Annotated in this window: 10 protein-coding genes and 1 riboswitch; of the genes, 2 read left to right on the forward strand and 8 right to left on the reverse strand. The window is 71.2% G+C overall.

All coding sequences use genetic code 11. From position 1 onward, the window contains the following. Nucleotides 1–109: 109 nt before the first annotated feature. Nucleotides 110–319: riboswitch (cyclic di-AMP (ydaO/yuaA leader) on the forward strand. Between the two features lie 4 nt (nt 320–323). Further along, the gene (locus K1J60_RS17750; protein WP_220647053.1) at nt 324–1,076 is read left to right on the forward strand and encodes a LysM peptidoglycan-binding domain-containing protein; all 753 of its coding nucleotides are present in this window, start codon (nt 324–326) and stop codon (nt 1,074–1,076) included. Nucleotides 1,077–1,132: 56 nt separating this feature from the next. Here the strand turns inward: K1J60_RS17750 and K1J60_RS17755 are convergent, their stop codons facing one another. From K1J60_RS17755 to K1J60_RS17765, 3 genes are all read right to left on the reverse strand, one after another. Next, a complete protein-coding gene (locus tag K1J60_RS17755; protein ID WP_220647054.1) occupies nt 1,133–1,939 on the reverse strand; it encodes an HAD family hydrolase in 807 nt (268 codons plus the stop codon). Between the two features lie 273 nt (nt 1,940–2,212). Continuing rightward, nucleotides 2,213–3,415 (reverse strand): NAD(P)-binding domain-containing protein, encoded by a 1,203-nt coding sequence (locus K1J60_RS17760; protein WP_220647055.1) that lies wholly within the window; start codon nt 3,413–3,415, stop codon nt 2,213–2,215. Between the two features lie 71 nt (nt 3,416–3,486). Continuing rightward, the gene (locus K1J60_RS17765) at nt 3,487–4,746 is read right to left on the reverse strand and encodes a carboxylate--amine ligase (protein WP_220647056.1); all 1,260 of its coding nucleotides are present in this window, start codon (nt 4,744–4,746) and stop codon (nt 3,487–3,489) included. Nucleotides 4,747–4,956: 210 nt separating this feature from the next. Between K1J60_RS17765 and fahA the strand changes: the two genes are divergently transcribed. Then, nucleotides 4,957–6,255, forward strand: a complete 1,299-nt coding sequence (gene fahA / locus K1J60_RS17770) for a fumarylacetoacetase (RefSeq protein ID WP_220647057.1) — start codon at nt 4,957–4,959, stop codon at nt 6,253–6,255. A 32-nt stretch (nt 6,256–6,287) separates the two neighbouring features. Here the strand turns inward: fahA and K1J60_RS17775 are convergent, their stop codons facing one another. The 5 genes from K1J60_RS17775 to K1J60_RS17795 all read right to left on the reverse strand — a co-directional run bounded on the left by K1J60_RS17775 (nt 6,288) and on the right by K1J60_RS17795 (nt 14,765). After that, nucleotides 6,288–7,979 (reverse strand): VWA domain-containing protein, encoded by a 1,692-nt coding sequence (locus K1J60_RS17775; protein ID WP_220647058.1) that lies wholly within the window; start codon nt 7,977–7,979, stop codon nt 6,288–6,290. Nucleotides 7,980–7,997: 18 nt separating this feature from the next. Further along, nucleotides 7,998–9,188: an AAA family ATPase gene (locus tag K1J60_RS17780; RefSeq protein WP_220647059.1), complete on the reverse strand. Its 1,191-nt coding sequence runs from the start codon at nt 9,186–9,188 to the stop codon at nt 7,998–8,000. A 95-nt stretch (nt 9,189–9,283) separates the two neighbouring features. Then, nucleotides 9,284–11,338, reverse strand: a complete 2,055-nt coding sequence (recQ, locus tag K1J60_RS17785; protein ID WP_398683245.1) for a DNA helicase RecQ — start codon at nt 11,336–11,338, stop codon at nt 9,284–9,286. Nucleotides 11,339–11,547: 209 nt separating this feature from the next. After that, entirely contained in the window at nt 11,548–13,197 is a 1,650-nt protein-coding gene (gene nuoN, locus K1J60_RS17790; RefSeq protein WP_220647060.1) for an NADH-quinone oxidoreductase subunit NuoN, read from the reverse strand. Further along, on the reverse strand, nt 13,194–14,765 hold the full coding sequence (locus K1J60_RS17795; RefSeq protein ID WP_220647061.1) for an NADH-quinone oxidoreductase subunit M: 1,572 nt from the start codon (nt 14,763–14,765) through the stop codon (nt 13,194–13,196). The genes nuoN and K1J60_RS17795 overlap by 4 nt, the downstream gene beginning before the upstream one ends. Nucleotide 14,766: the final 1 nt, after the last annotated feature.

The raw sequence follows: 14,766 nt of genomic DNA on the forward strand, positions 1-14,766 counted from the left end.
TCAACTAGACCTACCGGCCAAACCGGGACTTGTTCCGATCGTGTGCTCTCGCATACGTTCACACCCCGTCCGGACGGACCGCCGAATCCTGCCGCCGCCCGGACTCCCCACCCATTGACCACTCATCCACGCACGGCAGGAGCGGGGGACCCAGGTAAGCGCCGGTCCGGCATTTCCCCCATCGGACCGACTAGGGGTGAAGCCACGCGCAGTACGCCCAGCGGACGCGACACGCACAGCGACCGCCCAGGCGACGCACGTGGCCGGGCATCTCCAGCCCGAACCCGACAGCTCACCTCGCAGGCGACGGAGAGGAATCCGCCATGCCCGCACGAGGCAAACACCGCCGTCCCAGAAGCAACGCGTTCACCCGTGGCGTGCTCGCCGCCGGAACGGGCGGGGCCGCCCTGGCCCTCCCGCTCACGGTCGCCACGACCGCGAGCGCCGCCACCCCGGCCCAGGCCGTCGGCTCCGTCCAGTCGGCCCCGCAGTCCGCCCCCGCCGTGGCGCAGCCCAAGTCCGCGACCTACACCGTGGTCTCCGGCGACACGCTCTCCTCCATCGCCCGGAAGCACGGCGTCAAGGGCGGCTGGCAGCGGCTCTACAAGGACAACCGCGCCGCCGTCGGCGACAACCCGGCCCTGATCCGCCCGGGCCTGAAGCTGAAGGTGAACGGGACGAAGGCGGCCACGGCGAAGAAGTCGTCGACGGCCTCGAAGACCACCACGGCCACGCAGGCGTCGGTCAAGACGTACCCGAACAACCTCGACGGCTGGATCCGCGAGTCGCTGGACATCATGGCGCAAAAGGGAATTCCCGGGACATACAACGGGATCCACCGCAACATCATGCGCGAGTCCTCGGGCAACCCGCTGGCGATCAACAACTGGGACTCCAACGCGGCCGCGGGCACCCCGTCGAAGGGCCTCCTCCAGGTCATCGACCCGACGTTCGCCGCGTACCACGTGTCCGGCACCCCGTACGACCCGTACGACCCGGTCGCGAACATCACGGCGGCCTGCAACTACGCCGCCGACCGGTACGGCTCGATCGACAACGTGTTCGGCCCGTACTGAGCCCCACCCACTCCGCACTCGTTCCCCTGGGCCGGCGGGCCCAGGGGAACGTTTGTTCAGCCGAACAGCCGGTCCAGCACGACCGCGATCCCGTCGTCCTCGTTGGAGAGGGTCACCTCGTCGGCGACGGCCTTGAGTTCGGGGTGGGCGTTGGCCATGGCGACGCCGTGCGCGGCCCAGTCGAACATCGGGATGTCGTTGGGCATGTCACCGAAGGCGATGGTCTCGTCCGGGGACAGACCGAGATGGTCGGCGGCCAGCGCGAGGCCCGTCGCCTTGGTGATGCCGCACGGCTGGAGTTCGACGGTGCCGGGCCCCGACATGGTGACCGTCGCCAGCGAACCGACCGCCATCCGCGCCGCCGAGGCCAACTCGTCGTCCGACAGATAGGGATGGCGCAGCAGCACCTTGCTGATCGGCTCGCACCACAGGTCGTCGCGGCGCGGCACCCGCACCGCGGGCAGTGTGGGGTGCGGCATGAGGTAGCCGGGCTCGATCAGGGTGAGGCCGTCGACGCCGTCCTGGTCGACCGCCGCGTACACCTGACCGACCTCCGCCTCGATCTTGCCGAGCGCGGTCTCGGCGAGTTCCCTGTCCAGGGTGACCGACCAGAGCAGTCGGTCCGCGCCGGGGTCGTACAACTGCGCGCCCTGTCCGCACACCGCGAGCCCCCTGCTGCCGAGGTCGTCGAAGAGGGGGCGCACTCTCGGTGCCGGCCGTCCCGTCACCACGAGGTGCTGGGCCCCGGCCTCCGTGGCCCGCGCCAGCGCGGCGAGGGACCGGTCGGAGAGCGTGTCGTCACTGCGCAGGAGCGTTCCGTCCAGGTCAGTGGCGATGAGTGAATATGCGGTGGGAGCGGCCATGATCAGAGAATACGGATGCCGCGCCCCATCGGTTCGACTCGAACCGGACGACGTCCGGCATCCCGACCGCCCCACGGCACCCGTACGTCAACACCCCTTGCCCGAACGCGGGTTCAGCGAGACGAGGGGGCCCACGCACCTTGAAGCGGCCGCAGGCCATGAAAGGGGCACGGGGAACCGCGCGACCAGCCACGCATGACCCGCACCCCGTCACGAACGACCCGCCTCAGCCCCGCCACGCACCGCCCCACCCGCGCTCACCCCGGACCCGTCTCACCCATGGGCCGCGGCAAGATGCCGAGCCAACCGAGGCGAGGCGAACTCCGTCCCGCACACGAACCGCATCACCGGCCCGTACGACGCCGCCGCGGGCAACCCCGTGAAGTACAGCCCCGGGATCGACGACCGGAACCCCGCCCCCAGCACCGGCGTCCCCCGGCTCACCCCCAGCTCCGTACGGAGCTCATGGCCGAGGAACCCCATCGCCCCGAGGTCCACCCGGTACCCGGTCGCGGCGATGACGTGATCGGCGCCCCACTCCGACGTACGGCCGTCGTGCTCGCGCACCACGAGCAGGGGGCGTCCGTCGATGACGCCGGCCCGCACGACCCGGGCCACCTCCCGCACCTCCACGCGCCCGTCGAACCGGTCCCGCAGCCACCACGCACCCAGTGGCCCGAGCACCCGGCGGACGAGGTGGTGCCGGGCGGCCGCGGGCAGATACCGGTACGGCTGCGGGTAGTAACTGAGCGCCCACAACGACCAGGCCCGCCCGAACGGCGACTCCGGGCGCATCCTCGGCTGCTTCCACGGGGGCGCGCCGAACGCCACGGCCCCCCGCCCCCGCGCGACGACCCGCACCCGCGCGCCGGCCTCGGCCGCCAGCACCGCCGCCTCCAGGGCGGACTGCCCCGCGCCCACGACGATCAGTTCCCGGTCCTTGAACCGGCTCAGGTCGGCGTGCTGAGAGCTGTGCGAGACGGGCCCCATGGGGGTGGGGCCGTCGACGGCCGCGCCCGCCAGCTCGGCCGGCAGGTGCGCCAGCCCGAACAACCCGCTCGCCACGACGACGGCCCGCGCCGCGAACAACTCCCCCGAGTCCAGCTTCAGTTCGAAGCCGCCACTCTTGATCCGGTCGACCGAGACCACCCGGACCCGTTCCAGGTCGGGCACGAGCCGCTGCTGGAACCACTCGCCGTAGGAGATGAAGGTCTCGACGGGGATGATGTCCTCGTCCGTCACCAGCCGTCGGATCCCCGCCGCGTCGCAGTAGTCGGCGAGCGTGTGGCCCTGCTGCGGGGCGTCGATGCTCGACGCCGCCGGTGTCGACTTCAGCAGCATTCCGGCGGGCATGTTGTCCCGCCAGCTCACCATGGGTTCACCGAAGACACGGACCGGAATGCCGTGCGCCCGAAGGTGCGCGGCCGTGGACAGACCGAACGGCCCGGCACCGATGACTGCTACCGGTTGAATCACGAAGTCCCTCCCCAGGACGCTTCATGCCTACTTCGTGTGGTCACGTGTGCCGGTGGCCCTGTGGGCAGGGCTCAGGGGCGCACGTGTGCGTTGCCGAGGCGGTTGGCCCGCCACAGCTGGTAGAGATGCTTCGCGCCCGGTCGCACGAAGCGCGCGAGCATCGTGAGGAACGGCAGCGGGTCGTCACCCGCGAGCCACGCCAGCTCGGTCCCGCTCGCGCGCGGCGGCGCGTGCGGTGTGGTGTAGCCGCTGCGCCGGTAGGCGAGCAGGGCCGGCAGATCGATGTTCTCCACGATGTACCGACGTCCGGCGAGTTGCTCCCCCTCCGGCACCGGACGCCCGGTCAGATCGAGGTGCATGGCGCGTACGACGTCGATCCCGGCCTCGTTCTCGAACAGCCGGAACTGCGCGCCCATCCGCGGATTGAAGTCCAGCAGCTTGTACCGCCCGTCCCGCCGGTCGAACCGCAGATCGAGGTCGATGATCCCCGTGAACCCGATCTGCTTGATGAACCGGGCGGCGATGTCGGCGAGTTCGGGGTTGTCGACGACGTACGCGTTCGCCGTCATCCCCGCGTGCGGCGGCCACGACCGCACCTTCACCCCGGTGAACATCGCGAGGGGGGTGGAGTCCGCGTCGAAGTACGCGTGCACGATCCAGTCCTCGGCGTCCTCCCGGGGCAGATACTCCTGGAGGATCACCCCTGGCCGGTCGCCCCACTCGCGGGCCAGCCGCAGCAGGCACTGCCGGTCGGCGATGCGGGTCGTCCCGTTCACCGCGGGCTGCCTGCGCCGCTCGAACGCCTCCCGGTTCTTGGCCACCACGGGGAAGCGGGCCCGTTCCGCGAACCGTTCCACGTCCTCGTACGACTGCGGGAACGAGCTGACGGGGCTCGCGATGCCGTGCTCCACGCAGAGTTCGTGCAGGCCCTGTTTGCTGGCGAGGCGGCGCGGGAGCTTCCCGTCGACACGGGGGAAGAGGAAGCGGGTCGCCAACTCCTCCTGGTGCTCCGCGATGAGCACCGCGGCTTCCTCGTCGGTGGGGATGAGCACGGCGGGCCGCCCTATCCGCCGCCCGATGCGCAGCAGTCCCTCCACCAGCCACGCGGGCTCCTCCGTCCCGGTGGTCGGCCACACGAACGCGCGCCGCAGGTAGCGCGAGGCGGCGGCCGGTGTGTAACGGTCCTCCGTGATCGCGTACATCGGCACGCCGAGCCGGCCCAGGCTGCGGATGGCTCCGACGCCGCCGTGGTGCAGCGGATAGTCGCCGAGCTTCACGACGAGCCCCGGAACGCCTCGGTCCGCCTGTACCGGCGCACCCCAAGTACCCATGGCCACGGGTCCCCCCACGTGTCCCCCCTACCGGACCCGGACCCACCCCGTCCGTGTCCCCCAGAGGACGCTAAGCCGGAACCTTTCCTTCCGACCCTCCCCTATCAGGACATTACGAACTCTTTAGACACTCCCCGATCTTCGCACCGCCCCGTAACGTGAGCCGCGACCAGAGGTACGACGGAACGTACGAGAGCGAGGCAGCACCCGATGCCCCCCTTCGATGTCACCGACGATGTCCCCGAGGGTCACCCCTTCGGTCCGCACAACCTCCCCTACGGTGTCTTCTCCCTCGACGCGTCCGACGCCGCCCCTTCCACCGGTGCCGGGGCCGCCGGTGCCGGGGCCGCCGGTGCCCGGACCGCCGGTGCCCGTACGGTCGGTGTCCGTCTCGGCGACCACGTCCTCGACGCCGCGGCGGCGGCGCACGCCCTCGGCTCCCCGTACGCCGCGCTGCTGGCGCACCCCACGCTGAACCCCCTGCTGGCGGCGGGGCGCACGGCCTGGTCGGACCTGCGGCGGGCGTTGACGGCGTGGCTGACGGTGCCCTCGCACCGGGAGACGATCGCGCCGTACTTCCACGCGCTGTCCTCGGTGACCCTGCACCTGCCGTTCGAGGTGGCCGACTACGTCGACTTCTACGCCTCCGAGAACCACGCCCGGAACGTCGGCAGCATCTTCCGCCCCGACGCGCCGGATCCGCTGACGCCCAACTGGAAGCATCTGCCGATCGGTTACCACGGCCGGTCCGGCACGGTCGTCGTGTCCGGCGAGGACGTGGTGCGGCCGGCCGGGCAGCGCAAGGCGCCGGCCGATCCGGAGCCGGTGTTCGGGCCGTCCGTACGGCTGGACATCGAGGCGGAGGTCGGGTTCGTGGTCGGGGTGCCCTCCGAGCGGGGACGGCCGGTGGGGCTCGGGGACTTCCGCGACCACGTCTTCGGGGTGTGTCTCCTCAACGACTGGTCGGCGCGTGATCTCCAGGCCTGGGAGTACGTTCCGCTCGGGCCGTTCCTCGGGAAGTCCTTCGCGACGTCGGTCTCGGCCTGGGTCACGCCGCTGGAGGCGCTGGAGGAGGCGCGCGTGTCACCGCCGACGCGTACGCATCCGCTGCTGCCCTACCTGGACGACTCCGCCCCGGACATCGATCCCGGAGGGTACGACCTGCGGATCAGCGTCGCGGTCAACGGGCATGTCGTCTCGGAGCCGCCCTTCGCCACGATGTACTGGACGGCCGCGCAGCAGTTGGCCCATATGACGGTGAACGGCGCGTCCCTGCGTACGGGCGATCTCTACGGCTCCGGCACGGTCAGCGGGGCCGCCCCCGACCAGCGGGGCTCGCTGCTGGAACTCACCTGGAACGGGCGCGACCCGCTCGACCTTCCGACCGGCAGGCGCACGTTCCTGGAGGACGGCGACGAGGTGACCCTCACGGCGTGGGCTCCGGGACCGGGCGGCACGAAGGTGGGGCTGGGCGAGGTCAGGGGGCGGGTGGTGGCGGGCCGGGCGTAGGGCCCCGCGCCTCGGTACCGGCCGCACCCGGGTCAGATCACGCGGAACAGGTCGGCGGCGGCGTGGACGTCGGCGAGGTCCTCTATCGAACGAAGGTTGTCGCACAGGGTGTCCAGGACCGAGTCGGCGTCGGCGACCCGTGGGGCACCGATGGCCACACCGAAGACACGGAAACCCAGTCCGTGTTTGGCCTCGTGCCAGGAACGCATCCACTCCGGGGTGACACCGCAGTCGTCGTCGGTGAGCATCACGATGTCACCGCGGGCGCGGCCCGCGTCGTCGAACTCCTCCTTCAGCAGCTCGGCGGCCGCCGACAGCGGCGTCTGATAGCTGGTGCCGCCCCCCAGGAACGTCTCCGCGAAGTCGACGACCCGGGCCGTGTCGGCGGGCTCGTCCCCGGGGAAGCGGAAGACCTGGATCTTGTCGGCGGCGGAGAACAGGATGCCGACGAAGTCCCGTCCGGCATGGCGGGCCTGGTCCAGCAGTGCCAGGGCGCACGCCTTGGACCACGCCTCCCTCGTCACTCCGCCGGGCCCCGACTCGTACATCGAGTGCGAGGTGTCGACGCACGCGACGACCGCGCCCCGGCCGGTGGTCTGCTCCCCCTGACTGTCGTAGAGCATCAGCTCCCCGGCGGCGTACCGCGCGGCGAACACGGCGCGCAGCTCGGGCAGGCCGAGATGGGCAAGCTCGGAGGGGATGACCCGGGAGAGGTCGTCGCCGAGCGTGACGCCGACCAGTTCCCCGACGGTGCTCTCGACCTTGCGGGCCCGCTCACCGGCCGCCATCTGCCGGAAGCGGCCGATGAGTTCGGCCCACTCCGCGAGGCGGCCGGTGCGCAGCCGCTCCGCGAGCCGGGCCCGCTGGTCGAACGACATCCGCTCCAGCTCGCCGGGGCCCACACCCCACGCCCGCATCAGCGAGGCCTCCTGCCGTACGGCCTCGGCGGCCTTCGCCGTCGCGGCCCGCGCGGCGATACGGGTACCGGGGGCCGCCGCCGTCAGGGCCCGCGCACTGTCCAGGGCGGCCCGCCGCGCGATGGTCCCGGCCCTCTCCGCGTCCTTGATCGCCCGGTGCACGGCGTCGGCGGCGGGGGTCGGCACGGTGCCCTCCTCGTCCGCCTCGTCCGCGGCCCGCTGAAGGGCCTCGCCCACGGCGGTCGCCGCGTCCTCCGCGTCCCGCTGTGCGGTGCCCGCCTGTTCGGCCCGCTCTCGGGCGTCGCGGGTGTGCTCCAGCATGCGGCGGAGCGCCTGGGCCTGGGCGAGCACGGCCATGGCGGCGGCGTAGGGGTCGCCGGCCGTCTCCCGGTGCAGTGCGGCGAACTCCGGGGACTCCACCAGGGCGGTGATCACCTGGTGGTTGACCAGCCGGGAGGGCGTGATCTCCGCACGGTCACGCAACCGCGGGCGGACCTTGTACGCGGCCAGAAAGACATCCGTGAGCAGGTCGGCGGTCTCGTCGCGATGACCGCTTCGACGAGGGCCATGACCGTGGTGCCCGTACCGCTCCTCGTCCAACTCCTCGGCCAGCTCGCGCAGTCCGACCGACTGCTCGTACGTGTCGCGCCATGTCATCCGGTCGAACCGGTCCGCGACCACCGCCGCGGTGTGTCGCTCGGGCCCCGCGTCCGTCAGCCCCAGCCACTTCCCGGCCCGCCCCGCCAACTCGTCCAGCCCGGCCGGTGCCCCGCCCCGGGACACCGCATCGGATGTCGTCCCGTCCATCACCGCCCTCCCCCTTGTTCAGAGCTGGGCCTGCACCGTGCTGGCGTCGACGCCGAGGGCCTCGGTGAGGACCCGGGCGCGTACGGCGCGCTGGCGGCCGGTGACACGGTCGATGGTGGCGGTGGAACGGCCCGAGGTCGCCGCCTCCTCGCGCAGCTTCTCCAGTCGCTGCCCCGCCATGGCCAGTCTGTTGTGGGCCTTCTTGATGACCCATTCGCTCAGCGCCTCGCGTGACTGCCCGGCCATCGCGTCGAGCTGGGCCTCCAACTCGTCGATGGTGTCGGCCAGGTCGAGCGCCTCCTTGGCGTCGGGGTTGACCAGGTGCAGCACCTCGCGCTCGACGGTCGGGCGCTCCGCCGGGGAGTCCCACAGCACATGTGTCAGCACCGACAGGTCGGTCTCGGCGACCGCCTCGCGGCCGTCGAGGTACGCGGACGCCTGGAGCAGCCCCACCGCCTGCCGCCAGCGGCGGTCGGAGGCGACGAGTTCCTTGCGGCGCAGGGCGGCCCGCAGCGTGCACACCGCGTCCACGATCGCGTCGGGCACCTCGACGGCTGGCACGGCTTCGGTGACGGCGTGCCGCAGCGCGGCCAGCTCGACGGTGGTCCGCGTCCGTGCCTGGGGGCGGCTGACGGCGGAGCGGACCAGCGCGGCGAAGTTGGAGGGGTCTTCCAGGTACCCGACCTCGATGCGCACCAACAGCCGGTCGTAGATCGCGGCCGAGTCCTCCCCGACGGGCAGTTCGTTGCTCGCCGTGATGGCTCCGATCAGGGGGCAGTGGACCGGCTCGCCGCCGTTCTCGGGGTGGTAGATCCGCTCGTTGAGATATCCCAGCGTCTCGTTGAGCGCGGCCGTGGAGCATTTGAAGATCTCGTCGATGAACGCGACGTGCGCGGTCGTGGCGCGGCCCTCGTACACCTGGCGGTACTCGCCCCGGGTCAGCGCGGCGACGTCGATGGGACCGAACATCCTCGTCGGAGCGGTGAACTTCGACAGCAGGATCTCCCAGTAGGCCGCCCCCTCGAACCTGCCGGTGAGTTCCCTGGCCATCTCGGACTTCGCCGTGCCTGGCGGCCCGAGCAGCAGGGAGTGCTGCCCGGCCAGCAGCGTCACCACCAGGGTGCGGACCACGTCGGCCCGCTCGTAGAAGCGTTCCGACAGCTCCCCCGTGATCGTCCGCAGCTTCTCCGCCGTGTCCTGCGCGTCCATGGTCGACCCCTCCCCTCCGGCGCCCCGTCGGGCGCCACCCCTGCGGCGGACCTCGCCGCCCGGGCCCGGGCGGCGGGTCGTCCCCCGTCTGTCCGCTACGCCCAGTCGTCCGGCTCGGGTTCCGGCTCGTCGTCCGGCCAGTCGAAGGAGTCCGCGTCAGTCGAGTCGTCGCCTGCCGGGCCCTTCGCCCCGTCGGAGGCGGCGGCCGAAGGTCCGTCCACGGCCCCGCCTGCCGACGCCAGCACCCCCAGCACCCCCTCCCCGTACGTCGCGAGCTTCTTCTCGCCGATCCCGCTGATCGTGCCGAGTTCGGCGACGGAGGCGGGGGCCGTGGCCGCGATCTCACGGAGGGTGGCGTCGTGGAAGATGACGTAGGCGGGGACGCCCTGTTCGCGGGCCTGTTCGGCGCGCCAGGCGCGCAGGGCCTCGAAGACGGGGAGCAGGTCGTCGGGGAGTTCGATGGCTGCCTTCGCCTTGCGTTCGCCCCGGCCGGAGCCCGACGACCCGGAGCCGCCGGACGTCGACCGTGTGGTCGCCGGCTTCTTCGGTTCCTTGCGCAGCGGCACGTCCCGCTCCCGCCGCAGCACCGCCCCGCTCTCCTCGGTGAGCACCAGCGTGCCGTACTCGCCCTCGACCGCGAGGAGCCCCTGGGCGAGGAGCTGCCGCACGACGCCCCGCCATTCGCCCTCGGCCAGGTCCTCGCCGATGCCGAAGACGGAGAGCTGGTCGTGGTCGAACTGGATGACCTTCGCGGTCCGGCGCCCCAGCAGGATGTCGACGATCTGCACGGCGCCGAACTTCTGCCCCCGCTCGCGCTGGAGCCGCACCACCGTGGAGAGCACCTTCTGCGCGGCCACGGTGCCGTCCCAGGTCTCCGGTGGGACGAGGCAGGTGTCGCAGTTGCCGCAGCCGTCGGCCTGGGGTTCCTGGCCGAAGTACTGGAGCAGTTGGCCGCGCCGGCACTGGGCCGTCTCGCAGAGCGCCAGCATGGCGTCGAGGTGGCCGGCGGCCCGGCGGCGGAACGCCTCGTCGCCCTCGCTGCCCTGGATCATCTTCCGCTGTTGTATGACGTCGTTCAGGCCGTACGCCATCCAGGCCGTGGACGGCAGTCCGTCGCGTCCGGCGCGGCCGGTCTCCTGGTAGTAGCCCTCGACGGACTTCGGCAGGTCGAGGTGGGCGACGAAGCGTACGTCGGGCTTGTCGATGCCCATGCCGAAGGCGATCGTGGCGACGACGACGAGCCCTTCCTCACGCAGGAACCGTGACTGGTGCGCCGCGCGGGTGCCCGCGTCGAGGCCCGCGTGGTACGGCACCGCCTCGACGCCGTTCTTGCTGAGGAACTCGGCGGTCCGCTCGACGGAGTTGCGCGAGAGGCAGTAGACGATGCCGGCGTCACCCGCGTGCTCCTGGCGCAGGAAGGACAGCAGCTGCTTCTTCGGGTCGGCCTTGGGCACGATGCGGTACTGGATGTTGGGCCGGTCGAAGCTGGCCTCGAAGTGCCTGGCGCCGGGCATGCCCAGCCGCTCGGTGATCTCGCGGTGCGTGGCGCGGGTGGCGGTGGCGGTGAGCGCGATGCGCGGCACGTCCGGCCAGCGCCGGCCCAGCAGGGAGAGGGAGAGGTAGTCGGGCCGGAAGTCGTGGCCCCATTGGGAGACGCAGTGTGCCTCGTCGATCGCGAAGACCGAGATCTTGCCGCGCCCCAGCAGATCCAAGGTGGCGTCGAGCCGCAGGCGCTCCGGTGCGAGGTAGAGCAGGTCCAGCTCGCCCGCGAGGAACTCCGCCTCGACCACGCGCCGCTCGTCGAAGTCCTGCGTGGAGTTGATGAACCCGGCGCGCACGCCCAGGGCCCGCAGGGCGTCCACCTGGTCCTGCATCAGCGCGATCAGTGGGGAGACCACGATGCCGGTACCGGGCCTGACCAGGGACGGGATCTGGTAGCAGAGGGACTTGCCGCCGCCCGTCGGCATGAGCACGACGGCGTCGCCGCCCGCGACCACATGCTCGATGATCGCTTCCTGCTCGCCCCGGAAGGCGTCGTATCCGAAGACACGGTGGAGCACGGCCAGCGCCTCGCCGTCCCCGCGCGGCCCGGCCGTCATGCCCTCGTCCGCCCTCACACCCGTCACGTCCGTCACGTCCGTCCCGATCATCGTCCGTCCCCCGCGCCCTTGCGTCCTGTGCCGCCCGTGCTTCCTCCAGCCCTTGCCACGATAGGCGCCCGCACCGACAGCCTCAGAGTTATCCACAGGCTCCACCCGCAGGGGGCGGCTCCGGGGCCCGAAAACGTCGGCGGGACCCGGCCTCTTCCGAAGCCGGGTCCCGCCACGTTCGCACACGCTTCGAACAATCGAGCGGAGCCCTATCGCACGAAGACGCCCGCCTGTCCCGCCAGATCCAGGAAGTACTGCGGCGCGACACCGAGCACCAGGGTGACGGCGACCCCGACCGCGATCGCGGTCATGGTCAGCGGTGACGGCACGGCGACCGTCGGCCCCTCGGGGCGCGGCTCACTGAAGAACATGAGCACGATGACGCGGATGTAGAAGAACGCGGCGATGGCCGAGGAGATCACACCGACCACGACGATCGCGCCCGCGCCGCCTTCCGCCGCCGCCTTGAACACGGCGAACTTCCCCGCGAACCCGGAGGTCAGCGGGATGCCCGCGAAGGCCAGCAGGAAGACCGCGAAGACGGCCGCCACCAGGGGGGACCTGCGGCCGAGCCCGGCCCACTTGGACAGGTGCGTGGCCTCGCCGCCCGCGTCGCGCACCAGCGTCACCACGGCGAACGCGCCGATGGTCACGAAGGAGTAGGCGCCCAGGTAGAACAGCACGGACGAGACGCCGTCGGGTGAGGCCGCGATGACACCGGCGAGGATGAAACCGGCGTGGGCGATCGAGGAGTAGGCGAGCAGCCGCTTGATGTCGGTCTGGGTGATGGCGACGATCGCGCCGGCCAGCATGGTGACGATGGCGACGGCCCACATGACCGGCCGCCAGTCCCAGCGCAGGCCGGGCAGGACGACGTACAGGAGCCGGAGCAGCGCGCCGAAGGCTGCCACCTTGGTCGCGGCGGCCATGAAGCCCGTGACGGGCGTGGGCGCCCCCTGGTAGACGTCCGGGGTCCACATGTGGAACGGCACCGCGCCGACCTTGAAGAGCAGGCCCATGACGAGCATGGCGGCGCCGATCAGCAGCAGCGCGTCGTTGCCCATGGTCTCGGCGAGGGCGGGGTTGATGTCGCTGATGGTGCCGTCGACGACCTGGGCGATCGTCGCGTACTTCACCGAGCCCGCGTAGCCGTACAGCAGGGCGATGCCGAAGAGGGTGAAGGCGGACGCGAAGGCACCGAGGAGGAAGTACTTGACCGCCGCCTCCTGCGACATGAGCCGCTTGCGGCGGGCCACGGCGCACAGCAGGTAGAGCGGGAGGGAGAAGACCTCCAGCGCGATGAAGAGGGTCAGCAGGTCGTTGGCCGCCGGGAAGATCAGCATGCCGCCGATCGCGAAGAGCAGCAGGGGGAAGACCTCGGTGGTGGTGAACCCCGCCCTGACGGCGGCCTTCTCGCTGTCGCTGCCGGGCACGGAGGCGGCCTGTGCGGCGAAGGAGTCGACCTTGTTGCCGTGCGCCTCGGGGTCGAGGCGCCGTTCGGCGAAGGTGAAGACGCCGAGGATGCCGGCGAGGAGGATCGTGCCCTGGAGGAACAGGGCCGGTCCGTCCACGGCGATGGCGCCCATGGCCGCGATGCCGGCCTTGGTGGTGCCGTATCCGCCCGCCGCGAGCGCGACGACCGCGGCGAAGGAGGCCGCGAGGGCGACGACGGAGACGAACACCTGGGCGTGGTAGCGGAACCTGCGCGGGACGAAGGCCTCGACCAGCACTCCGACGATCGCCGCGCCGATGACGATCAGGGTGGGCGACAATTGCCCGTATTCGATCTTCGGCGCGTCGATCTTGGTGATCGGGTCGGCCGCGGTTGTCCACAGGCTGTGGACGGCTGATGCGCTCACTTGGCCGCCTCCACCTCGGGCTGGGGGTCCTTCTTCTGGACGTCGGACATGGTGTGCTCGACCGCCGGGTTGACGATGTCGGTGACCGGCTTCGGGTAGACGCCGAGGAAGATCAGCAGCACGACCAGCGGGGCGACCACCACGAGCTCCCGCACCCTCAGGTCGGGCATCCCCTCGACCTCGGCCTTCACCGGGCCCGTCATCGTCCGCTGGTAGAGCACGAGGGTGTAGAGCGCGGCGAGGACGATGCCGACGGTGGCGATGATCCCGACCACCGGATAGCGCGCGAACGTGCCGACCAGGACCAGGAACTCACTGACGAACGGGGCGAGTCCGGGCAGCGACAGCGTCGCGAGGCCACCGATCAGGAAGGTGCCGGCGAGGACCGGCGCGACCTTCTGCACCCCGCCGTAGTCGGCGATGAGCCGGGATCCGCGCCGGGAGATCAGGAATCCGGCGACCAGCATCAGGGCGGCGGTCGAGATGCCGTGGTTGACCATGTAGAGCGTCGCGCCGGACTGGCCCTGGCTGGTCATCGCGAAGATTCCCAGGATGATGAAGCCGAAGTGCGAGATCGACGCGTACGCCACCAGCCGTTTGATGTCGCGCTGGCCGACGGCGAGCAGCGCCCCGTAGATGATGCTGATCAACGCCAGGACGAGGATCGCGGGCGTCGCCCACTTGCTGGCCTCGGGGAACAGTCCGAGGCAGAAGCGGAGCATCGCGAAGGTGCCGACCTTGTCGACGACGGCCGTGATGAGGACGGCGACCGGGGCGGTGGACTCCTGCATGGCGTTGGGCAGCCAGGTGTGCAGCGGCCACAGCGGGGCCTTCACGGCGAAGGCGAAGAAGAAGCCGAGGAACAGCCACCGCTCGGTGGTGGTCGCCATCTCCAGGGAGCCGTTGGCACGGGCCTCGGCGATCTCCGGGAGCGAGAAGTTCCCGGCGACCACGTAGAGGCCGATGACCGCGGCCAGCATGATCAGACCGCCGACCAGGTTGTAGAGGAGGAACTTCACCGCGGCGTACGAGCGTTGCGTGGACGCCGCCTCCTCGCCGTGCTCGTGGGCCCGGTCCCCGAAGCCGCCGATGAGGAAGTACATCGGGATGAGCATGGCTTCGAAGAAGATGTAGAAGAGGAAGACGTCGGTGGCCTCGAAGGAGATGATCACCATCGCCTCGACGGCCAGGATCAGGGCGAAGAAGCCCTGCGTCGGCCGCCACCGCTTGCTGCCGGTCTCCAGCGGGTCGGCGTCGTGCCAGCCCGCGAGGATGATGAACGGGATGAGCAGGGCGGTGAGCCCGATCAGCGCCACCGCGATGCCGTCGACGCCCAGCTCGTACCGCACGCCGAAGTCCGCGATCCAGGCGTGGGACTCGGTGAGCTGGTAGCGGTCGCCACCGGGGTCGAAGCGGAACGCGATGATCGCGGCGAGCACCAGCGTGCCCAGCGAGACGATCAGCGCCAGCAGTTTCGCGGCGTTGCGCCGCGGGGCCGGGACGGCGGCCGTGGCGATCGCCCCGAGGGCCGGGAGCGCCGCCGTCGCTGTCAGCAGAGGAAAGGACATC

This window comes from Streptomyces akebiae (genome assembly GCF_019599145.1).
Taxonomy (GTDB): Bacteria; Actinomycetota; Actinomycetes; order Streptomycetales; family Streptomycetaceae; genus Streptomyces; species Streptomyces akebiae.